This window comes from Streptomyces sp. NPDC024687 (genome assembly GCF_055559055.1).
Map to the genome: position 1 here is coordinate 722,723 of NZ_JBVHLJ010000001.1, position 20,414 is coordinate 743,136.

A 20,414-nucleotide genomic window follows, 5' to 3' on the forward strand; every position below is an offset into this window, starting at 1 on the left:
GCGACTGAGCGCTGTGACAGCCTGTGAGTCAGATCACTCCACAGGTGTGGGCTCGGCACCAAGTTCGCCGGTACATCGATTCCCCGCAGGCCGGCGAGGGCGGTCGGCGGCCGCTCGCCGGGGTGAGCAGAAGCGCCGACGGTTCGGCGCGCGGGGTCACCGATTTACCCGAGGCGCTCGATCGCCGTCGCTGTCTCCGCCGCCGACGCCGTGTCGCCGACTGCCGTGAACAGTTCCTGTGCCCGGGTGAGGTGTTCGCGGGCCTCGGGGAGTTCGCCGCAGTGGCGCAGGGCCGTGGCGAGATTGGTGAGCGCCTGGGCCAGGTAGCGGTCGAGGTCGCCGCGGGCGAGGGGGGTGATGACGGTGCGGTAGGCCGCCACCGCCTCCGGCCATCGTTCGAGGGCCAGCAGATCGTTCGCGATCTCGTGGCGGAGAAGGACCTGGATGAACTCGTTCAGGCCCGGAACATCCCCGGCGGAGGTGTCCAGCAGGGCCCGGTGCAGGGCCAGCGCCTCCTCGGCACGGCCGGATTCGCGCAGCGCCCTGCCGAGGACCCGCTGGGAGACCGCCTTCCCGGCGCTGTCGCCGACGGCCTCGAAGAGCCGGGTGGCCTTGGCGGCGGCCTCCGCGGCCTCTGCGGGCCGCAGGGCCAGACAGGCCCCGCTGATGTAGGCCCACGCCCAGGCCTGCTGGCCCTCGTCACCGGTCTCGATCGCCAACTCCAGTGCCTGGCGGGCGAGTTGTTCGGCCTGTTCGTACTGGGACGCGCCGACGCTGTGGGCCCAGGCGAGGCAGTTGAGCTGGTGGGCCTCGGCCGCCCGGTCCCCGACGGCCGCCGCGGACCGGGCGCCGTACGAGAAGAGGGTCCGCCACTCGGGCCACTGGCTCCAGCGGTCGGAGAACCAGTACAGGGTGCGCGAGGTGTGGAGGATCTCCGTGTGCCGGTCCGCCGCGTACATCAGGGGCAGGGCGCCGGCCCAGTTGGACCGTTCGGCGATGAGCCACTCCTCCGCCTCCTCGGCGGACCCGGGGGCGAACGCGGGGACCGTCCCCGCCCATGGCTCGGGCGCGCCCGGTGCCTCGAACATGCGGCCCGCCGCCGAGGCAGACCGCAACAGCCAGTCCGCCATGCGCAGGTGGACCTCCCCGGTCACCGACTCGGGCTCCTCGGCGTCGAGTCGCTCGCGCGCGAAGAGCCGTACGAGGTCATGGAGGGCGTAGCGGCCGGGTGCGGTCTCCTCCAGCAGGCCCCGGTCGACAAGGAGGTCGAGGACATCCCCGGTGGTGAGCGGGTCCTCGCCGGTCAGCACGGCGGCGAGGTCGGGGCCGGTGTCATGGCCGGGGGTGAGCGAGAGCCGGCGCAGCAGCAGCCGGTGCGGTTCGGTGAGTTGGCCGTAGGAGAGGGCGAGGGCGCCGCGTACGGCGAGGTCGCCCGCGACCAGTCCGCTCAACCGGCGCCCCTCGTCGGCGAGTTGGCCCACCAGGTGGGCCGGGGTCCAGCTCGGGCGGCTGGAGAGGCGGTTGCCGACGATGCGCAGGGCCAGCGGGAGGTGGCCGCACAGCTCGGTCAGCCGGGTGATCGCCTCGGACTGGCCGTCGGTGCGCGGGGTGCCGAGGATGCGCTCCAGCAGCCGCGTCGACTCCCCGCCGCTGAGCCCGCCGAGTCTGATCCGGCGTACGCCTTCGAGACCGGCCAGCGGACGTCGGCTGGTGACCAGCACGAAACTGCCCTCGGCGTCCGGCAGCAGCGGCCTGGTCAGGGTCTCGTCGGCCGCGTCGTCGAGGACGACGAGGGCCCGCCGGCCGGCGAGCGCGGCCCGGTAGACGGCCTCGCGGGCGACGGGGTCCACCGGGATCCGGTCCGGCGGGTGCCCCAGTGCCGTCAGCAGGAGGACCAGCGCCTCGGCGGCCGGCAGCGGGGAGTCGCTCATGCCGTGCAGCTGGACGCAGACGCTGCCGTCCGGGAAGGCGCCGGACAGGCGTCGTACCGCCTCCGCCGCGAGCGTCGTCTTGCCCTGTCCGCCCGGCCCGAACAGCACCACCGCACGGGTGCGCGTGCCGGTGGCCAGGGACTCCAGCTCCGTCAGCTCCTGCTCCCGGCCGGTGAAGTCCGGGACGGTCCGCAGGAGGTACGGCGGTGTCGGTGCCCCGCCGCGTTCCCGGCCGGTGCCGGCCAGCCGCTGCACGCGCTCGCGCTGCTCGTCGTCGAGCCCGAGCGCGGCGGCGAGGGCGTCGACGGTACGGCGCTGCGGTCCGCGGCTGCGACCGCGCTCCAGGTCGCCGAGTGCGCGGACGCTGACTCCGGAGGCTTCGGAGAGTTCCTCCAGGGTCAGCCCGGCGGCCCGGCGCAGGGAGCGGAGCGTGCCGCCGAAGGGGGTCGCGGGGGGAGAGGTGTGACTGGTCATCATGACAATTAGAACAAGCGCTCTCTACTTCCGCCTGCACTTCTGCCTGGTGACCTCCCGCGACCCGTGGTGAGCTGGAGACTCCATTTCGAGAGGACGAAACGACATGCCGTACATCACCGTTGGCGAAGAGAACAGCGCGCCGATCGAGCTCTACTACGAGGACCACGGCACCGGACAGCCCGTCGTGCTGATCCACGGCTACCCGCTCGACGGCCACTCGTGGGAGAAGCAGCTGCCCGCGCTGCTGGAGGCCGGCCACCGGGTCATCACCTACGACCGCCGCGGCTTCGGCCGCTCCTCGCAGCCCACCACCGGCTACGACTACGACACCTTCGCCGCCGACCTCGACAAGGTGCTCACGACCCTGGACCTGACCGACGCGGTGCTCGTCGGCTTCTCGATGGGTACCGGCGAGGTGGGCCGCTACCTGGGTACGTACGGCTCGGGCCGGGTCGCGAAGGCGGCCTTCCTGGCCTCCCTTGAGCCCTTCCTGCTGAAGACCGACGACAACCCGACCGGTGTGGACCAGTCGGTCTTCGACGGCATCCTGGAGGCCGTGACCAAGGACCGGTACGCCTACTTCGACGCCTTCTACCAGGACTTCTACAACCTGGACGAGACGCTCGGCAGCCGGATCAGCGAGGCGGCCGTGCGGGGCAGCTGGAACGTGGCCGCGGGTGCCTCGGCGCACGCGTCGGTGGCCTGCGTGCCGACCTGGATCACCGACTTCCGGGCCGACGTGGCGAAGATCGACGTACCGGCGCTGATCCTGCACGGCACCGGCGACCGCATCCTGCCGATCGACGCGACCGGCCGGCCCTTCCACGCGCTGCTGCCCGCCGCCGAGTACGTCGAGATCGAGGGCGCCCCGCACGGCCTGCTGTGGACCCACGCGGAGGAGGTCACCTCGGCGCTGCTGGCCTTCCTGGCCAAGTAGCCCCTGGAGAGCTCCTGGACAGGGGGCTCACTCGCGCCCCGAGGCGGCCACCGCCAGCAGGGCCACCAGCCCCGCCGCGATCGCCAGCGGAATGCCGAGGCCGTGGTGGAGCACCAGCCACGCGCCCAGCGCGGCCCCGGCGACCATCGCGATCACGGACGCCGTACGGCGCGGCGAGCGGGTGCCGGGGCCGCCGCCGGCCCGGGAGTCGGCGGCGAGGCCGGTCAGCGTCATGGTCAGCACGGTCGTCGTCAGGTCAGGGACGCCGAGCCTGCGGACCGTGGCGTTGCGCAGGCCCATGGCGAAGGCCGTGACGGCGATGAGGGTGTAGGCGGTGGCCGGGGCGCCGGGCGCGGCGAAGGCGACCACGGCCGACACCCCCAGAAGCACCGCCTCGGCGGCGAGCGTGAGCCGGGCCCAGGTGCGGCGGGAGCCGGAGCCGAGCCGTACGGCGACCCGGCCACCCGCCACCGCGCCCACCACGAACGACGCCAGCGAGGTCAGCGTGTGCTCCACCGAGAAGCCGGGCGCCCCGGCCGCGGCGAACCCGAGCACGACCACGTTGCCCGTCATGTTCGCGGTGAAGACGTGTTCGAGGCCGAGATAGCTGACGGCGTCGATCAGTCCGCTGACCACCGTCAGCCCCAGCAGTACGGCCACCAGGCGCAGTCCGCGCGCCTCGGGATCGTCGGCCGCCTTCGTGTCGGTGCCGCTCTGTTCGCTCATCGATTCTCCGGACGGCCGGACGGACGGGGTGCACCCAAGTCCACCACGGAGGCGGGGGATTCTCGGATGTCGGGGCGACCCGCGCGTCCGTAGCGTCGAGGACATGAGTGATGAGACGTACAAACCCTGTGGAACAAGGGCGAGTCGGCACACGCGGAGGGGGCTCGCCGCAGCGGCGGCCCTGCTGCTCGCCGGGCTCGCGGCGGTCCCGGCGGCAGCGGCCGCCGACGAGCGGACGCAGCAGGCCGGGCGGACGCAGCAGGCCGGGCGCGGCGACCTGGTCGCCGTCACCCCGGTCGCCGACCGGGACGCGGGGGCCGTCCGGGCGTTCCTGGACGGGCAGGACGTCGCCACCGGCTCCGTGCGGTACGGCGTACGGGCCTACCGGCTGACGTACCGGACCGTCGATCCGCACGGCCGGCCCACCACCGCGACCGGACTGCTGACGCTCCCCAGGGGCGGCGGCCACCGCCTCGACCTGGTCTCCGACACCCACGGCACGATGGTCCACCGCGACTACGCGCCCTCGGCGAGCGAGGACTTCGGGCGGGTGCCGTCGTATCTGCACGCGAGCGCGGGCCGGGCCGTGGCCGCCCCCGACTATCTCGGCCTCGGCAGGGGCCCGGGCCGGCACCCGTACATGGACACGGCCTCGTCGGTGACCGCCTCCCTCGACATGCTGCGCGCCGCCCGGACGGCCGCGGACCGGCTCGGGCGTCCGCTCACCGGGGACGTGTACGCGACGGGCTTCTCACAGGGCGGTCAGGTCGCGATGGCGCTCGGCAAGGCGCTGGACGCGGGCGCCGACCGGCAGTTCCGGCTGAGGGCACTCGCGCCGGTCAGCGGCCCGTACGACCTGGAGGGCCAGGAGATGCCCGCGCTGTTCGACGGTCGGGTCAACGACACCAGCGGGGTCCTCTACATCGCGTACTGGCTGGTCGCCCAGAACCGCCTGCATCCCCTCTACAAGGACCCGTCCGACGCCTTCCGCGCGCCCTACGCGAGCCGGGTCGAGGGCCTGCTCGACGGGAGCCACGAGCAGGAGGACGTCGTCACAGGGCTCGCGCCCTCGGTGGAACAGCTGCTCACGCCCGCTTTCTACGAGCGTCTGCGGCACCCGTCCGGCGCCGTGCTGGACGCGATGCGCGCCGCCGACCACACCTGCGACTGGAAGCCGGAGGTGCCGGTGCGGCTGTACGCCGCTGCCGGTGACACCGACGTGACCGTCGGCAACACCCGGACATGCGCCCGCACCCTCGCAGGTCAGGGAGCGAGGGTGCGGGTGGTCGAGCAGGGAGCCGTGGATCACTTCGGCTCCCTCGCCGTGTCGGCCCCGCAGGTGGTGCGGTTCTTCGACGGCGTCCGGGGGTGATGCGCGGCGGCTCAGTACCAGCCGTTGGCCTGCCAGAAGGCCCAGGCGGCGGTCGGGCTGCCGTAACGGGAGTTCATGTAGTCCAGGCCCCACTTGATCTGGGTCTTGGCGTTGGACTTCCAGTCGGAGCCGGCGGAGGCCATCTTGGAGCCGGGCAGGGCCTGGACCAGGCCGTAGGCGCCGGAGGAGGAGTTCGTGGCGTCGACGTTCCAGCCGCTCTCGTGCTCGACGATCTTGCTGAACGCGTTGTACTGCGCGGCGTTCGGGATCATCTTGTGCGCGATGGCCTTGGCCTGGGCGGACGAGCTGGTCGTGGCCGCCTGGGCCGGCGCCGCGGTCAGGACCAGGCCGGCGGTGGCGGCGGCCATCGCGACGGTGGTGATGGCCTTCTTCGGAGAAGCGATGCGGCGGGCGATGCGGGAGACGGACACGGAGAACCTTTTCTTCGGGGACGGTGGTGCCGCTCGCGGTCCCGGGGGACATGCGGCGGCGCCGAGGCCCGTGGGCTTGTCGGCGCCGTGCGACGTCGTCTACAGAAACAGGCTCGGAAGATGTCCGCAATGACCCCTTTTACTAGTTGTGGCCGAATCACCGGGAAAGGGCATCCGTGTGATCCGGCTCTCAATGCGCAGGTCAGGAGGGGTGCATGTTGGGCATTATGTCGGAATTGTTCCTACTGTTCCCGTTAGTAGGTGAGCTGGGTCATGTGGGGCGCTTCACCGCTCGGGCGCCTCGAATGTGACCTGGGCCTCGAAGGCCGCACGGCGGGTGGCCCGGCGCAGCCCCCTGAGGAGGGCCGGGCCGAGGGTGAGTGTCAGGACGACGGTCACCAGGGCCCGGCCCAGGTCCCAGCCGAGCGACGTGGCCAGGCAGTACGCGAGGAAACGGGCCAGGTTGGCGGGGACACCGGCGTGCGGGTCGAAGGCGATGTCCGAGGCGAGGGCGCCCATGAAGGGCCAGCCGGCCATGTTCATGGCGGTGCCGTAGGCGAAGGCGGCGAGGAAACCGTAGGCGGCCAGGAACCGGACCTCCGTACGGGCCCGCGCGCGGGCGGGCACCGGCAGCAAACCCGCGCCCATCGTGAACCAGCCCATCGCCAGCATCTGGAACGGCATCCACGGCCCCACCCCGCCGGTGAGCAGGGCGGACGCGAACATCGTGACGTTGCCGAGCACGAAACCGAACCCCGGGCCGAGGACCCGGCCGCTGAGCACCATCAGGAAGAACATCGGCTCGATACCGGCGGTGCCGGCGCCGATCGGCCTGAGCGCGGCGCCGGTCGCGGCGAGTACGCCGAGCATCGCCACGGCCTTGGGGCCGAGCCCCGACTCCGCGAGCGCCGCGGCGACCACCGCGACGAGCAGGACGAGCAGTCCGGCGAAGAGCCAGGGGGCGTCCTGGGTGTGGGTGCCGACCTGGGAGGTGGGCGGGGCGAGGAAGGGCCAGCCGAAGGCGACGACGCCCACGGCGCTGACCAGGGTGAGGGCGAGGAGGGAGCGGGGGCCCAGGGGTACGGCTCGGGCCGTCACACGGGGTGCCATCGCGGGGTCCCGGGTCATGACAGGGCCTTCCTCACCTCGGCGACCGTGAGCCACCGCTGCGGGGCGAGGATCTTGCTGACCTGCGGGGCGAAGGAGGGGGAGGACGTGATCACGTCCGTCGCCGGGCCGTCGGCGATCACCTCTCCCTCGGCCAGCAGGACCACCCGGTGGGCGAGCTCGGCGGCGAGCTCCACGTCATGCGTGGCCAGCATGATCGCGTGACCGGTGGCGGCCAGTTCCCTCAGCAGGTCGACGAGACGGGCCTTGGCCGCGTAGTCCAGGCCGCGGGTCGGCTCGTCGAGGAGCAGGAGGGGCGGGCGGGCGGCCAGGACCACGGCGAGGGCGAGGGCGAGCCGCTGGCCTTCGGAGAGATCACGGGGGTGGGTGTCGTCGGTCACGCCGGGGAGGAGGTCGTCGACCAGTGCACGGCAGGTGCCGGGTGCCGCGCCGGCGTCCTGATCGGCGGCCCGGCATTCCGCGGCGACCGTGTCGGCGTACAGGAGGTCCCGGGGTTCCTGGGGGACGAGGCCCGCTCGGCGTACGAGGTCCCGCGGGGTGGTGCGGTGGGGCTGGGCGCCGCCGACGTGGACGGTTCCCGCGGAGGGTTCCACCAGGCCGACCAGGGTGTTGAGGAGCGTGGACTTCCCGGCGCCGTTGCGGCCCATGAGGGCGATGGTCTCGCCGGGGCGGACGGTGAGGTCGATGTGGGTGAGGGCCCGGACGTGGGCGCGGCGGACGGAGAGGGCGGTGACTTCGGCGAGGTGGGGTGTGGCGGCAGGGGTGGGGCGCTCGCGGCGCGTGAACCGGCGGGCCCGGTGCACCTGGGGGCCGGTCTCGCCGTCGGCGGCTGCGGGTGCCTGTGCGGCGAGTCGGTCTCGTAGAGGTCCTGCCTGGCGGCGGGCGTTGCGGACCGTCAGGGGTAGCGGGGACCAGCCTGCCAGCCGGCCCAGGTCCACCACCGGCGGATACACCGGGGACACGGCCATCATCTCGGCCGGGGTGCCCACGAGCAGGCGTGCGCCCGGGGCCGGGAGGAGGGCCACCTGGTCGGCGTACTGGATGACGCGTTCCAGGCGGTGTTCGGTCATGAGGACCGTGGTGCCCAGGTCGTGGACCAGGCGTTGGAGGACGGCGAGGACCTCTTCCGCCGCCGCCGGGTCCAGGGCCGAGGTCGGTTCGTCCAGGACCAGGACCCGGGGGTGCGGGGTGAGGACCGAGCCGATCGCCACGCGCTGCTGCTGGCCGCCGGAGAGGGTGGCCAGCGGCCGGTCGCGCAGCGGAGCCAGGCCCAGCAGGTCCAGGGTCTCCTCCACCCGGCGGCGCATCACCGCCGGGGGCAGGCCCAACGACTCCATCCCGTAGGCGAGTTCGTCCTCCACGGTGTCCGTCACGAAGTGGGACAGCGGGTCCTGGCCCACCGTGCCGACCACGTCGGCCAGTTCGCGTGGCTTGTGGGTGCGGGTGTCGCGGCCCGCCACGGTGACCCGGCCGCGCAGGGTGCCGCCGGTGAAGTGCGGGACGAGCCCGCTGACCGCGCCGAGGATCGTGGACTTGCCGACCCCCGACGGGCCCACGAGCAGCACGAGTTCACCCTCCGGCACCTCGAAGTCGACGCCCTGGACGGTGGGTTCGGGCGCCCCGTCGTAGGTCACGGAGACGTCCTCGAAGCGGATCACGACAACGGCTCCTCGGGGGCTGGCGCCGGGGCGGGGGCGAGGAAGGCCGGCAGCAGGCCCAGGAGGACCGCCGCGGCCGGCCACAGGGGGAGGGCGGGGGCGACGAGGGGCACCACACCGGGGTGCAGGGCGGCCGGATCGGTGACGCTCGCGAGGAACATTCCCGCCGCCACGGCCGCACCGGAACCGGCGACCAGGAGGGACCGGGCGGTCCAGCGGTCCGGACGGTAACGGGTGCGCGGAGTACGGCGGCCGCCCAGACGCAGACCCGCGAGGGCGGCGGCGAGGCCGGCGAGGAGCACCGGGACGCCGTACGTGCCGCCCTCGGCGGTGAGCAGTCCGTACGTTCCCGCGCAGACGCCGAGCAGTCCGCCGAGGGTGAGCGCGGTGGTCGTACGGCGGACCCCGGGCGGGACCTCGGCCGTACGGCCGTAGCCGCGGGCGTCCATGGCCGCGGCGAGGGCGACCGAACGTTCCAACGCGCCCTCCAGGACCGGGAGTCCGACCTGGAGGAGGCCGCGCAGGCCGGTGTCCGGGCGGCCCCGGAGGCGGCGGGCGGCGCGCAGGCGCTGGACGTCGGCGATGAGATGGGGGGCGAAGGTCAGGGCCACCACCACGGCCACGCCGAGTTCGTAGAGGGCGCCGGGCAGGGACTTCAGGAGCCGGTGCGGGTTGGCGAGGGCGTTCGCCGCGCCCACGCAGATGAGGAGGGTGGCCAGCTTGAGGCCGTCGTAGAGGGCGAAGACGAGGGACTCCGCGGTCACCCGGCCGCCCAGGCGGATGCCCTGCGCCCAGCCGGGGAGCGGGAGTTCGGGCAGGGCGACGAGCACATGGGTGCCGGGTACGGGGGAGCCGAGGACGATCGTGAAGAGGAGACGCACGAGGAGGACGGCGAGGGCGAGTTTGAGGAACGCGGTGTACGAGCGGGCCCAGGGAGTGTTCCGGCGGCAGGTCGCGACCACGTAGGCCGAGGTGACGACGAGGAGGGTCAGGAGGAGAGGGTTGGTGGTGCGGGTGGCCGCTGTGCCGAGGCCCAGGGACCAGAGCCACCAGGCGCCGGGGTGGAGAGGCATGGTCCGGCCTGAGCTATGCGGCATTGCCGCGCCGCCTCGCCCTCGCCCGCCACACCGCCGCCGCTCCCAGTACGGCGATCGCTCCCAGGCCCGCGAACAGGCCCACGGACGGCCCGCCGTCCGACCCGTCCGGCCCGCTCTCCTCCGAGCCCGTCTTCTTCCCCGCCACCTGCTCCCCGCAGCCCGTCTCCGGATATCCCGCGATCGCGCACAACAGCGCGTTGGTGTTGTAGCGGAGCGGCTTGGCGGCCGTCGCCAGGGCTTCCGCCGTGGTCGCGTCGCGGGACACCACCGCGCACGCGGTGCGGCTCGCCGGGGGCTTCGCACCGGACGGGGCGTCCGAGGCCGTACCGAAGTCGATGACCAACGCCACGCGCTTACGGCCGTCCCGCGCCGCCGTGTCTGCGCAGATCGCCGTGAACGACGCCGTCCCGCGGGGCTTGTCCGCGTCCGCCGAGTCCTCGCTCACCGCGAAGCGGAAGCCCTGGACGTCGCCGTCGGAGGGGACCGCGGTCGAGGGGCCCTGGGTGGCGTACGTCCAGGTCGTGCCGGTGCGGTCCCAGAAGGACCAGTAGCGGTATCCGGCGGCGTGGGCCGGGCTCACGGCGGCCAGGAGGAGGCCCGTCAGGAGGGAGAGGAGGACCGCCCTGCGGATCACGGCTGCTTCCTCTTGTTGCGGCTGCTGAGCAGGAAGCCGATCCCCGCGCCGGCGGCGAGACCCGCGCCGACCGTCCACCACACGGAGGTGCCGGAGTCGTCCTGGGACGCGGTGGCCGGCGCCGGTCCCGTCGCGGTCAGCTGCTCGACCAGGTCCGTGCCGCCGAAGTCGCGCGGGTCGGCGCCACCCGCCTCGGCGGCGAGAATCAGCTGGGCGTATGCCGCCGGGCCGTTCTGCCCGGCCCACTCCGCGGAATTCCGCTCCAGCCACGCCAGGGGCTCGCGCGCGGCCACGGAACCGCCCTGGACGGCGAGCGCGACGACCGCGTCGGCCGTGTTGCCGTAGTCGGGCTGGTTCTCGGAGCCGGGGAGGGCGGAGGTCAGGTGGCCGTCCTTCGCGACCGCCTTCGCCAGGTACGCCGCGCCGTTGGCCGCCGCCTGCGGGGGCGTCGGGCGAGCCGCGGCGGCGCAGCCGGCGGCCGCCTTGCCGCCGGCCTTCGCCGACACCATGTCCTGGCCCAGCACGCCGACGACAGCCGCCGCGGTGGCGTCCGCGTTGGCCGTGAGCGTGCCCTTCTTGTCCGGCTGGTAGGCGAAGGCGCCCCCGTCGGCACACGGCAGCGCCAGCTTCAGCAGGGCGTCGTACGGCGACCTGCTGCCCTTGAGGGTCTTGGCGGGGTCGTCACCGGAGGCCTTCAGCGCGCCGATCGCCACGGACGTCGAGTTGGCGTCGCTGGCCCCGCCGGAGGAGAAGCCCCAGCCGCCGTCCTTGTTCTGGACGGACTTCAGCCAGGTCACCGCCTTCGTGACCGCGGTGCCGTGCCCGCCGACCGTGGACAGGGCCTGCGCGGCGGCGGCCGTGCTGTTGGTGTCGACCATCAGCTTGGCGTCGCAGGCCTTGGCCGGGTCCACGCGGAACGCCGGGAACGCCCCGCTCGCGCACTGCTGCCCGGCCAGCCAGTCGACGGCCGCGGCGGCGGGCTCCACGTCCACCCGGTGCAGGGCGATCAGGGCGAGGGACTGCCGCCAGACCCCGTCGTACGTGGGGTCGCCGCTGCCGTACAACCCCGAGGGCAGGGACGGCGACGGAGACGGCGAGGCGGCGACGGCGGGCGTGGCCGTGCCGATCACGACGGTGGCGGCCAGGACCGCGGCACTGCGGCGGACGTTCATGATCGGCTAAAGCCCTTCTCCCTGCGGGGAGCCGGGCAGCGCGGGAGGACCCCCGGGCGGCTCGGCTCCGTATACCTCGACGGTGCCGCGCACCGGCCGGTCTCCCAGGCCCTAGGGCCCTTCGGGAGGGGACGTGCCGGAATTGCACCGGCTTCCCCCCGTACGGCATGTGATGACGACCTGGCTACTGTACTCGCCCGTAGGGAAGCGGCTGAGGGCCGGGGGAGCCTCGGGGCCCGGGCTAGACGGCCACGTACGTCACCGGATCGCTCCCCGTCACCGCCTCCGCCCGCCCCAGCTTCACCAGCCGCCGCAGATGCGCCTCGGCCTCCGAGACCGCGATGTTCCGTGAGCCGTAGGGGATCTGGTCCCAGGGCCGGTTCCACTCCATGCGCACGGCGAGCTGCCAGGGGGTGAGGGGCTCGGCGAGCAGGGAGCGCAGGTCGGTGAGGCGTTCCTCGTGGTGGGCGAGCAACTCCCGTACCCGAGCGCTCGCGTCGGTGAAGACATGCTGGTGGGCGGGGAGGATTTCGGCGGGGGCGAGCCGTCCGACGCGCTCCAGGGAGTCGAGGTAGTCGCCGAGGGGGTCGGTCACGGTGGCGTCGTCGGGGTCCTCGTACAGGCCGATGTGCGGGGTGATCTCGGGGAGCAGATGATCGCCGGAGAACAGCCGCCCATGGCCCGGCAGCCGGGCCGGGTGCTCCTCCTCCAGGTGCAGGCAGACATGGCCCGGCGTGTGCCCCGGGGTCCAGATCGCGCGGAGTCTGCGGCCGGGGAGGTCGAGGAGTTCACCGGGGACGATCTCGCGGTCGGGCAACGCGGGGGAGAAGCCCGGGAGTTGGCGGCGGCGGGCGGTGCGCAGCGGGGCCACGTGGTCCTCGGGGGCGCCCGCGGCCACCAGCTTGGCCGTCATGTAGGTGAACCAGCGCTCGGCCCGGGTCTCCCGAGTGCGCCGCACGATCGCGGAGTCCGCCGCGTGCATCGCGATCCAGGCGCCGGAGGCCTCCCGCACCCTGCCCGACAGCCCGTGGTGGTCGGGGTGGTGGTGGGTGATGACCACGCCGTGGATCTCACCGACGTCGGTCCCGCACGCGGTCAGCCCCTCGGCGAGGATGTCCCAGGAGTCCGGGTCGTCCCAGCCGGTGTCGACCAGCACCGGCCCCCGGTCGGTGTCGACGACGTACACCAGCGTGTGGCCGAGGGGGTTGTCTGGGATGGGCACCTGGACGGACCGGACGCCGCCGCCATGGTCGTGCACCTGCGCCATGAGTTCCCCAATCACCGGCTTCTCGCCACTATAACTAGAACGGGTTTCGACGGTAGCCCGAGGTGACCAACAGTCGCGGTGTGCGGCCCGTGGACTCCTCCGGGGGGAACTGGTATCAGTTCCGTATCTGATGGTTCGTCAGCAAGCCGCCCCTGGGAGGCGTTCGCCATGACCGAGCTCGTGGAACACGGACAGCTGTTCATCGGCGGGGAGTTGACCGACCCCCTGGGCGAGGACGTCATCGAGGTGATCTCCCCGCACACCCAGGAGGTCATCGGACGGGTGCCGCACGCCTCGCGCGCGGACGTGGACGCGGCGGTCGCCGCCGCCCGCACCGCCTTCGACGAGGGACCCTGGCCGCGGATGACGCTCGACGAGCGCATCGAGGTCGTCACCAGGATCAAGGACGCGATCGCGGTCCGGCACGAGGAGATCGCCCGCGTGATCTCCTCCGAGAACGGCTCCCCGTACTCCTGGAGCGTCCTCGCGCAGGCCCTCGGCGCGATGATGGTCTGGGACTCGGCGATCACCGTCGCACGGAACTTCACCTACGAGGAGCGGCGCGACGGAGTCCTCGGCCGCATCCTCGTGCGCCGCGAACCGGTCGGGGTCGTGGCGGCCGTGGTCCCCTGGAACGTCCCGCAGTTCGTCGCCGCCGCCAAGCTCGCGCCCGCGCTGCTCACCGGCTGCACGGTGGTGCTCAAGCCGTCGCCCGAGTCGCCGCTGGACGCGTACATCCTGGCCGAGATCACCAAGGAGGCCGGGCTGCCGGAGGGCGTCCTGTCCATCCTCCCGGCCGATCGGGAGGTGAGCGAGTACCTGGTCGGGCACCCGGGGCTCGACAAGGTCTCCTTCACCGGGTCGGTGGGCGCGGGCAAGCGCGTGATGGAGGTCGCCGCCCGCAATCTCACGCGCGTGACCCTGGAGTTGGGCGGCAAGTCGGCGGCCGTGGTCCTCCCGGACGCGGACATCGAGGCGGCCGTAGCCGGGATCGTCCCGTCCGCCTGGATGAACAATGGCCAGGCCTGCGTGGCCCAGACCCGCATCCTGCTGCCCCGCTCCCGCTACGACGAGTTCGCCGAGGCCCTTGCCGCGGCGGCGAGTTCCCTGGTCGTCGGCGACCCGCTCGACCCGGCCACCCAGGTCGGCCCCCTGGTCGCCGAACGCCAGCAGCGCCGCAACCTCGACTACATCAGGATCGGCCAGGAGGAGGGCGCCAAGATCCTCACCGGCGGCGGACGCCCGGCCGGCCTGGACCGCGGCTGGTACGTCGAACCGACGCTCTTCGGGGACGTCGACAACTCGATGCGGATCGCGCGGGAGGAGATCTTCGGCCCGGTGATCTGCCTCCTGCCCTACGGCGACGAATCCGAGGCCGTGAAGATCGCCAACGACTCGGACTACGGCCTCTCCGGCAGCGTGTGGACGGCCGACGTCGAGCGCGGCATCGAGGTCGCCCGGCAGGTCCGTACCGGCACCTACAACGTGAACACCTTCAGCCTCGACATGCTGGGCCCCTTCGGCGGCTACAAGAGCTCCGGTCTGGGAAGGGAGTTCGGGCCGGAGGGCTACGGCGAGTACCTGGAGCACAAGATGATCCATCTGCCGGCCGACTGGGAGGGGTGACGGGCGATGGGGGACCGCTGGCACGTCGAGGTCGACCGCTCCCTGTGCATCGGCTCCGCGCAGTGCGTCCACACCGCCCCCGACGGCTTCCGCCTGGACACCGCCCGCCAGTCCCACCCCGCCGACCCGGACACCGACGCCAACGAGAAGGTCCTGGCGGCGGCGGAGAACTGCCCGGTGGAGGCCATCACGATCACGCTGCTGGAGAGCGGGGAGCCGGTGTTCCCGCCCGAGGAGTAGGGGTCGAGAAAATCATGGCGTGAGGGGGTTCATTTCGGGACGAGTGTTCTATTCTGGACATAGGCCTACGAGGCGAGTGAGGGAGTCCGACCGAAGTAGCCGACTCAGGCGAGATGTGAAAGCTTCCGCCAGGGCCGACGTCGACGGTAGGGCTGAGAGGCCGAAGAGCAGCGGGAAGGCTCGACGGCGACCCCGAGAACCTGATCCGGACCATACCGGCGAAGGGAACCCGCCCCGTAGGTCCCTCATGTGCTCCCCGCCGGTGCGAGGGCTTACGCTCCTGCGGTCGTCGTCAGGACATCGCAGGGGTGGGCAAGGGTGGACAAGTCCGAGGCCAGGAAGCTGATCAAGCAGGCGCGTGCCGCCTGGGACGCCGAGGAGTGGCTGAGCGCCGCCGAACTGTACGAGCGGGTGCTCGCGCACTTCCCGGACCTGAAGGCGAGCGCGGTGTGGTGGTACGACGCCGCGCTCGCCCACAAGTTCCTGCGGAACTGGGCCAAGGCGTACGAGCTGGGCAAGGAGGCCGCGGCCCGCTCCCCGCGCGGCGAGGGCGATCCGGCGTACTGGAACCTCGGCATCGCGGCCACGATCCAGCGCGACTGGGCGACCGCGAGGGACGCCTGGGCCGGCTTCGGCATCGAACTCCCGGACGGTGAAGGGGAGATCGAGGCCCGCCTGGGGTACGCCTGCGTGCGCCTCGACACCGTCGGCGAGCGCGAGGTCGTCTGGATCGAGCGGCTGTGCCCGACCCGGGGCCGTGTCGTCAGCGTGCCCGTCACGGGCGGACGGCGCTACGGCGAGATCGTCGTCCACGACGGCGAACCGAAGGGCGAGCGGACCGTCGAGGGCTCGGCCTACCCCGTCTTCGAGGAACTCCTGCTCTTCGAGGCGTCCGAACTGCCCACCCTGGAGGTCACGGTGGCCGCGGGCGAGGCCGCCGACCTGGAGGCACTCGTCGAGCTGTTCACCGGTCACGGCTTCGGCGCCGAGCCCGCGAGCAGCGTGCGCATGCTCTGCGCCTGCTGCAGCGAGGGCACCCACGCACAGGAGCGTGCCGTCGAGGCGGGCGCCCAGCAGGTCTCCCTCGCCGCCCCCGAGGAGGAGGCCCGGCGGCTGCTGGAGCAGTGGGCGGCGCAGACGGTGACCGGACGGAGCTGGAGCGGACTCGCGGCCGTCGGCTAGGGCCGGGGCAGGCGAGGTTCGCCCGGTCGCGACGCCCGGCCCGCCCTCTCGCCGGCACGCCGCGAGCAGGGGCCCGGGCGCAGCTTGTGAACGGCCGACGTCACGTGCTGGGGTGCCGGTCCCGCGGTTCCGTGAGGTCGATCAGCCGGCACACCGTCTCGATGTCGATCTTCACCTGGGCGATGGAGGCGCGGCCCGAGAGCCAGGTGATCAGGGCCGAGTGCCAGGTGTGCTCGATGACGCGGACCGCGGAGAGCTGCTCGGGCGTCGGGTCCTCAAGACCCATGGCGTCCAGGACGATCAGCGTGGTCTGGTGGGAGACCTGGTCGACCTCCGGGCTCACGCTGCGATCCGCGAAGATCAGCGCCCGGACCATCGCGTCGGCCAGGTGCGGTTCGCGCTGCAGGGCGCGGAAGGCCCGCATCAGGGTCTCCGCGACCCGCTCGGCCGCCGTCTCGCCCTGCGGCGGCTTCTTGCGGAGCGTGCCGTGCATGTGTTCCAGCTGGTCCTGCATGGTGGCGACCAGCAGATGGATCTTGGAGGGGAAGTAACGGTAGAGGGTGCCGAGCGCCACCTGCGAGGACTCCGCGACCTCCCGCATCTGCACCGCGTCGAACCCGCCGCGGCTGGCCAGCTGCGCGCTCGCGTGCAGGATGCGGCGGCGCCGCGCCTCCTGCCGCTCGGTCAGCGGTGGCGCGGCGGGTAGTGCGCTGCTGGCTTCCATTCCGGCCGGCTTGGCCACCTTGTCCACCTTGGCTTCCGTGACAGTCCGTGAGGGCTCGCGATCACACAGCATGGCAGGATGCCGGGCCGGTGCGCGGTCGCGGTGTTCGTGGCGTGAATCACCTGATCCACCGCTCACAGGACCCCTACCTGCCGGTAGATTCAGAGCCTCCTGAACGATCAAGTCTGAAACTTGTTCTAGATTACCGTCTCGTCGTAATCTCGCGGGACAGTGCAGTCAGAAGGGGGCGCAGAGTGACCGCTGAGGCCAGTCAGGCCGGGGCCTTCGAGGACCTGGCAGTCGACGGCGAGCGACCGCTCCGTATCGCGCTCCTCACTTACAAAGGGAACCCGTTCTGCGGCGGCCAGGGCGTCTATGTACGGCACCTCTCGCGCGAGTTGGCCCGTCTCGGCCACCGCGTCGAGGTCATCGGCTCCCAGCCGTACCCGGTCCTCGACCCCGGGTACGACGGTCTGAGCCTGACCGAGCTGCCGAGCCTGGACCTCTACCGTTCCCCGGACCCCTTCCGCACCCCGAGGCGCGACGAATACCGCGACTGGATCGACGCTCTGGAAGTCGCCACGATGTGGACCGGCGGCTTCCCCGAGCCGCTCACCTTCTCCCTGCGGGCCCGACGCCATCTCCGGGCCCGCAGCGGTGAGTTCGACGTGATTCACGACAACCAGACCCTCGGCTACGGCCTGTTGGGCGATGTCGGCGCGCCGCTGGTGACCACCATCCACCACCCCATCACCGTGGACCGGCAGCTGGAGCTGGACGCGGCCGAGGGCAGGTGGCAGCGGCTGTCCAAGCGCCGCTGGTACGCCTTCACCCGCATGCAGAAGAGGGTGGCCCGCCGCCTCCCCCAGGTCCTCACCGTCTCCGGCACCTCCCGCCAGGAGATCGTCGACCACCTGGGCGTCCGCGACGACCGCATCCACGTCGTCCACATCGGCGCCGACACGGACCAGTTCTCGCCGGATCCGTCGGTGCCCGTGGTGCGGGGCCGGATCGTCACGACCTCCAGCGCCGACGTCCCCCTCAAGGGCCTGGTCTTCCTTGTCGAGGCGCTCGCGAAGGTGCGCACCGAACACCCCGGGGCGCACCTGATAGTTGTCGGCAAGCGACCGGCCGAGGGCCCGGTGGCGCAGACCATCGAGCGCTACGGCCTCGAAGGCGCCGTCGACTTCGTCAAGGGCATCTCGGACGCCGAACTGGTCGACCTCGTCCGCTCGGCGGAGGTCGCCTGCGTGCCGTCGCTCTACGAGGGCTTCTCCCTCCCGGCGGCGGAGGCGATGGCGACGGGCACCCCGCTGGTCGCCACGACGGGCGGCGCCATCCCCGAGGTCGCGGGGCGCGACGGCGAGACCTGCCTCGCGGTACCGCCGGGGGACCCGGGCGCACTGGCGACCGCCCTGAGCCGCCTCCTGGGCGACCCGGACCTGAGGGCGCGACTCGGCCGGGCCGGACGTGAGCGGGTACTGGCGAAGTTCACCTGGGCGAAGGCCGCGGAGGGCACGGTAGCCCGGTACCGCGAGGCGATCGCCTCCTCCGCCACCACGCTCCCCGGCCGCCCCGCGGCCTCTCGGGGTGTCGAGTGCGCACCCCCGACCACAGACACCGGTGTCTATCCCGAAAGCAGGGCCACGTGCTGACCGTCGACTTCTCCCGGTTCCCGCTCGCGCCGGGCGACCGCGTCCTGGACCTCGGCTGCGGGGCCGGCCGGCACGCCTTCGAGTGCTACCGGCGCGGCGCGCAGGTCGTGGCCCTGGACCAGAACGCCGACGAAATCCGTGAGGTCGCCAAGTGGTTCGCGGCGATGAAGGAGGCCGGGGAGGCACCGGAAGGGGCCACCGCCACGGCCATGGAGGGGGACGCCCTCGCGCTGCCCTTCCCCGACGAGTCCTTCGACGTCGTGATCATCTCCGAGGTGATGGAGCACATCCCCGACGACAAGGGCGTACTCGCCGAGATGGTCCGGGTGCTGAAGCCCGGCGGGCGGATCGCCGTCACCGTCCCGCGCTACGGCCCCGAGAAGGTCTGCTGGGCCCTGTCCGACGCCTACCACGAGGTCGAGGGCGGCCACATCCGCATCTACAAGGCGGACGAACTCCTCGCGAAGATCCGCGAGGCCGGCCTGAAGCCGTACGGCACCCACCACGCGCACGCCCTGCACTCCCCGTACTGGTGGCTGAAGTGCGCGTTCGGCGTCGACAACGACAAGGCGCTGCCGGTGCAGGCGTACCACAAGCTGCTGGTCTGGGACATCATGAAGAAGCCGCTGGCCACCCGGGTCGCCGAACAGGCGCTCAACCCACTGATCGGCAAGAGCTTCGTGGCCTACGCGACCAAGCCGCACCTGCCGCGGGTGGACGCCAAGTGACCACTCCCCGGACAGAACACCTCGTCCTGCCCGGGGTCCTCACCGCCGAGCAGGCCGCCGCGACCGTCGCCGGAATCCTGGCCGCGCAGCGCGAGGACGGGGCGATCCCGTGGTTCCGCGGGCACCACCTGGACCCGTGGGACCACACCGAGGCCGCGATGGCACTGGACGCCGCGGGCGAACACGAGGCGGCCGAGCGGGCCTACGAGTGGCTCGCCCGGCACCAGAACGAGGACGGGTCCTGGTACGCCGCCTACCAGGACGGGGACTTCGCGGACGTCACCGACCGCGGGCGCGAGACCAACTTCGTCGCCTACATAGCCGTAGGCGTGTGGCACCACTACCTGTCCACCGGCGACGACACCTTCCTCGACCGCATGTGGCCGACCGTGTACGCCGCGATCGAGTTCGTCCTGGGGCTCCAGCAGCCGGGCGGCCAGATCGGATGGAAGCGGGAGGACGACGGCAGCGCCCTCACCGACGGGCTGCTCACCGGATCCTCCTCCGTCCACCACGCGCTGCGATGCGCGCTCGCGATCGCCGAACAGCGCGAAGAGCCCCAGCCCGACTGGGAGTTGGCGGTCGGTGCACTGCGGCACGCGATCCGCCGGCACCCCGAACGCTTCCTCGACAAGGACCGCTACTCCATGGACTGGTACTACCCGGTCCTGGGCGGCGCGTTGACCGGCGCGGAGGCCAAGTCCCGTATCGAGGAGGGCTGGGAGCGGTTCGTCGTACCCGGCCTCGGGGTGCGCTGTGTCGTCCCCAACCCGTGGGTCACGGGCGGCGAGTCGGCCGAACTCGCCCTGGCCCTGTGGGTCATGGGCGAGTCCGACCGGGCCCTGGAGATCCTCCAGTCGATCCAGCACCTGCGAGACGCGGAGAGCGGCCTGTACTGGACCGGGTACGTGTTCGAGGACGGGGCGGTGTGGCCGCAGGAGCTGACCACCTGGACGGCGGGGTCGCTGCTGCTGGCCGTCGCCGCCCTGGGCGGCCACGAGGCCACCTGTGCGGTGTTCAGCGGGGAGCGTCTGCCGCTGGGCCTCGCCCCGGACTGCTGCCCCTGAGAACCCGGTCGGGTCTCGGTGACGGTGGCCCGGTCAGGCGGCCTCAGTGGCGGTGGGCCCGGTTGGCGATGGCGTGGCCCACGAACAGGTAGACCACCGCGGCCAGACCGTAGCCCGCGACGACCCGGGCCCAGGCCTCGTCGAACGTGAAGAGGTCGTAGGACCAGCCGGCGAGCCAGCGAGCGGCATCGTGGATGAACTGCACGAAGTCGTTCGCACGGTTGGCGTCCAGCAGGTACATCAGGATCCACAGGCCCAGGATGAGGGCCATGATGTCGGCGACGACCGCTATGACCGTCCCGGCTGAGTTGGCACCACGGCGCGTATGAGTGGACATGGTGTTCGAATGGCCGCGAATTCTC

At 72.4% G+C, this 20,414-nt stretch carries 19 protein-coding genes; 8 read left to right on the top strand and 11 right to left on the bottom strand.

The features are described from left to right. Positions 1 to 164: 164 nt before the first annotated feature. The gene (locus tag ACZ39I_RS03240) at positions 165 to 2,405 is read right to left on the bottom strand and encodes a helix-turn-helix domain-containing protein (protein ID WP_467242319.1); all 2,241 of its coding nucleotides are present in this window, start codon (positions 2,403 to 2,405) and stop codon (positions 165 to 167) included. A 106-nt stretch (positions 2,406 to 2,511) separates the two neighbouring features. Here ACZ39I_RS03240 and ACZ39I_RS03245 point away from each other — a divergent pair, with 106 nt between their 5' ends. Continuing rightward, positions 2,512 to 3,345: an alpha/beta fold hydrolase gene (locus ACZ39I_RS03245; RefSeq protein WP_403667271.1), complete on the top strand. Its 834-nt coding sequence runs from the start codon at positions 2,512 to 2,514 to the stop codon at positions 3,343 to 3,345. 27 nt (positions 3,346 to 3,372) lie between these two features. Here the strand turns inward: ACZ39I_RS03245 and ACZ39I_RS03250 are convergent, their stop codons facing one another. Beyond that, positions 3,373 to 4,071 (bottom strand): YoaK family protein, encoded by a 699-nt coding sequence (locus ACZ39I_RS03250; RefSeq protein ID WP_467242323.1) that lies wholly within the window; start codon positions 4,069 to 4,071, stop codon positions 3,373 to 3,375. 103 nt (positions 4,072 to 4,174) lie between these two features. Here ACZ39I_RS03250 and ACZ39I_RS03255 point away from each other — a divergent pair, with 103 nt between their 5' ends. Next, on the top strand, positions 4,175 to 5,443 hold the full coding sequence (locus ACZ39I_RS03255) for an alpha/beta hydrolase family protein (RefSeq protein WP_467242326.1): 1,269 nt from the start codon (positions 4,175 to 4,177) through the stop codon (positions 5,441 to 5,443). Positions 5,444 to 5,454: 11 nt separating this feature from the next. Here the strand turns inward: ACZ39I_RS03255 and ACZ39I_RS03260 are convergent, their stop codons facing one another. The 7 genes from ACZ39I_RS03260 to ACZ39I_RS03290 form a co-directional block, all read right to left on the bottom strand. Then, positions 5,455 to 5,874 carry an aggregation-promoting factor C-terminal-like domain-containing protein gene (locus tag ACZ39I_RS03260; RefSeq protein ID WP_467242329.1) on the bottom strand — a complete coding sequence of 140 codons (420 nt, stop codon included), beginning with the start codon at positions 5,872 to 5,874 and terminating at the stop codon, positions 5,455 to 5,457. Positions 5,875 to 6,159: 285 nt separating this feature from the next. After that, positions 6,160 to 7,002 (bottom strand): ECF transporter S component, encoded by an 843-nt coding sequence (locus ACZ39I_RS03265; RefSeq protein WP_467242331.1) that lies wholly within the window; start codon positions 7,000 to 7,002, stop codon positions 6,160 to 6,162. Then, positions 6,999 to 8,660 carry an ABC transporter ATP-binding protein gene (locus ACZ39I_RS03270; RefSeq protein ID WP_467242333.1) on the bottom strand — a complete coding sequence of 554 codons (1,662 nt, stop codon included), beginning with the start codon at positions 8,658 to 8,660 and terminating at the stop codon, positions 6,999 to 7,001. Before ACZ39I_RS03270 ends, ACZ39I_RS03265 begins: the two co-directional genes overlap by 4 nt. Beyond that, the gene (locus tag ACZ39I_RS03275; RefSeq protein WP_467242336.1) at positions 8,657 to 9,757 is read right to left on the bottom strand and encodes a CbiQ family ECF transporter T component; all 1,101 of its coding nucleotides are present in this window, start codon (positions 9,755 to 9,757) and stop codon (positions 8,657 to 8,659) included. Before ACZ39I_RS03275 ends, ACZ39I_RS03270 begins: the two co-directional genes overlap by 4 nt. After that, entirely contained in the window at positions 9,747 to 10,391 is a 645-nt protein-coding gene (locus tag ACZ39I_RS03280) for an SCO2322 family protein (protein WP_467242339.1), read from the bottom strand. The genes ACZ39I_RS03275 and ACZ39I_RS03280 overlap by 11 nt, the downstream gene beginning before the upstream one ends. Further along, complete coding sequence (locus ACZ39I_RS03285; protein WP_467242342.1) at positions 10,388 to 11,563, bottom strand: prenyltransferase/squalene oxidase repeat-containing protein; 1,176 nt, start codon at positions 11,561 to 11,563, stop codon at positions 10,388 to 10,390. The genes ACZ39I_RS03280 and ACZ39I_RS03285 overlap by 4 nt, the downstream gene beginning before the upstream one ends. Before the next feature lie 241 nt (positions 11,564 to 11,804). Beyond that, entirely contained in the window at positions 11,805 to 12,830 is a 1,026-nt protein-coding gene (locus tag ACZ39I_RS03290) for an MBL fold metallo-hydrolase (protein WP_467242344.1), read from the bottom strand. A gap of 168 nt (positions 12,831 to 12,998) precedes the next feature. On the opposite strand from ACZ39I_RS03290, the gene ACZ39I_RS03295 reads away from it, so the two are divergent. The 3 genes from ACZ39I_RS03295 to ACZ39I_RS03305 all read left to right on the top strand — a co-directional run bounded on the left by ACZ39I_RS03295 (position 12,999) and on the right by ACZ39I_RS03305 (position 15,878). Next, positions 12,999 to 14,456, top strand: a complete 1,458-nt coding sequence (locus ACZ39I_RS03295) for an aldehyde dehydrogenase (protein WP_467242346.1) — start codon at positions 12,999 to 13,001, stop codon at positions 14,454 to 14,456. A 6-nt stretch (positions 14,457 to 14,462) separates the two neighbouring features. After that, a complete protein-coding gene (locus ACZ39I_RS03300) occupies positions 14,463 to 14,696 on the top strand; it encodes a ferredoxin (RefSeq protein ID WP_467242349.1) in 234 nt (77 codons plus the stop codon). Between the two features lie 318 nt (positions 14,697 to 15,014). Then, a complete protein-coding gene (locus ACZ39I_RS03305) occupies positions 15,015 to 15,878 on the top strand; it encodes a tetratricopeptide repeat protein (RefSeq protein ID WP_467242352.1) in 864 nt (287 codons plus the stop codon). Between the two features lie 100 nt (positions 15,879 to 15,978). On the opposite strand, the gene ACZ39I_RS03310 is transcribed toward ACZ39I_RS03305, so the two are convergent. Further along, complete coding sequence (locus ACZ39I_RS03310) at positions 15,979 to 16,602, bottom strand: TetR family transcriptional regulator (protein ID WP_467243307.1); 624 nt, start codon at positions 16,600 to 16,602, stop codon at positions 15,979 to 15,981. 254 nt (positions 16,603 to 16,856) lie between these two features. Between ACZ39I_RS03310 and ACZ39I_RS03315 the strand changes: the two genes are divergently transcribed. The 3 genes from ACZ39I_RS03315 to ACZ39I_RS03325 are packed head-to-tail and all read left to right on the top strand — an operon-like array spanning position 16,857 to position 20,052. Beyond that, positions 16,857 to 18,257 carry a glycosyltransferase family 4 protein gene (locus tag ACZ39I_RS03315; RefSeq protein ID WP_467242355.1) on the top strand — a complete coding sequence of 467 codons (1,401 nt, stop codon included), beginning with the start codon at positions 16,857 to 16,859 and terminating at the stop codon, positions 18,255 to 18,257. After that, positions 18,251 to 18,985 carry a class I SAM-dependent methyltransferase gene (locus tag ACZ39I_RS03320; protein WP_020116038.1) on the top strand — a complete coding sequence of 245 codons (735 nt, stop codon included), beginning with the start codon at positions 18,251 to 18,253 and terminating at the stop codon, positions 18,983 to 18,985. The genes ACZ39I_RS03315 and ACZ39I_RS03320 overlap by 7 nt, the downstream gene beginning before the upstream one ends. Then, positions 18,982 to 20,052, top strand: coding sequence for a prenyltransferase/squalene oxidase repeat-containing protein (locus tag ACZ39I_RS03325; RefSeq protein WP_467242360.1), 1,071 nt, complete (start codon positions 18,982 to 18,984; stop codon positions 20,050 to 20,052). The genes ACZ39I_RS03320 and ACZ39I_RS03325 overlap by 4 nt, the downstream gene beginning before the upstream one ends. A gap of 43 nt (positions 20,053 to 20,095) precedes the next feature. On the opposite strand, the gene ACZ39I_RS03330 is transcribed toward ACZ39I_RS03325, so the two are convergent. After that, on the bottom strand, positions 20,096 to 20,389 hold the full coding sequence (locus ACZ39I_RS03330) for a hypothetical protein (RefSeq protein ID WP_028807437.1): 294 nt from the start codon (positions 20,387 to 20,389) through the stop codon (positions 20,096 to 20,098). Between the last annotated feature and the right edge of the window lie 25 nt (positions 20,390 to 20,414).

Bases quoted from the DNA above. Each gene is read 5' to 3' on its own strand.
- ACZ39I_RS03250 (WP_467242323.1), bottom strand. From the start codon at position 4,071: ATGAGCGAACAGAGCGGCACCGACACGAAGGCGGCCGACGATCCCGAG.
- ACZ39I_RS03240 (WP_467242319.1), bottom strand. From the start codon at position 2,405: ATGACCAGTCACACCTCTCCCCCCGCGACCCCCTTCGGCGGCACGCTC.
- ACZ39I_RS03245 (WP_403667271.1), top strand. From the start codon at position 2,512: ATGCCGTACATCACCGTTGGCGAAGAGAACAGCGCGCCGATCGAGCTC.
- ACZ39I_RS03295 (WP_467242346.1), top strand. From the start codon at position 12,999: ATGACCGAGCTCGTGGAACACGGACAGCTGTTCATCGGCGGGGAGTTG.
- ACZ39I_RS03255 (WP_467242326.1), top strand. From the start codon at position 4,175: ATGAGTGATGAGACGTACAAACCCTGTGGAACAAGGGCGAGTCGGCAC.
- ACZ39I_RS03285 (WP_467242342.1), bottom strand. From the start codon at position 11,563: ATGAACGTCCGCCGCAGTGCCGCGGTCCTGGCCGCCACCGTCGTGATC.
- ACZ39I_RS03290 (WP_467242344.1), bottom strand. From the start codon at position 12,830: ATGGCGCAGGTGCACGACCATGGCGGCGGCGTCCGGTCCGTCCAGGTG.
- ACZ39I_RS03275 (WP_467242336.1), bottom strand. From the start codon at position 9,757: ATGCCGCATAGCTCAGGCCGGACCATGCCTCTCCACCCCGGCGCCTGG.
- ACZ39I_RS03310 (WP_467243307.1), bottom strand. From the start codon at position 16,602: ATGGAAGCCAGCAGCGCACTACCCGCCGCGCCACCGCTGACCGAGCGG.
- ACZ39I_RS03330 (WP_028807437.1), bottom strand. From the start codon at position 20,389: ATGTCCACTCATACGCGCCGTGGTGCCAACTCAGCCGGGACGGTCATA.
- ACZ39I_RS03300 (WP_467242349.1), top strand. From the start codon at position 14,463: ATGGGGGACCGCTGGCACGTCGAGGTCGACCGCTCCCTGTGCATCGGC.
- ACZ39I_RS03265 (WP_467242331.1), bottom strand. From the start codon at position 7,002: ATGACCCGGGACCCCGCGATGGCACCCCGTGTGACGGCCCGAGCCGTA.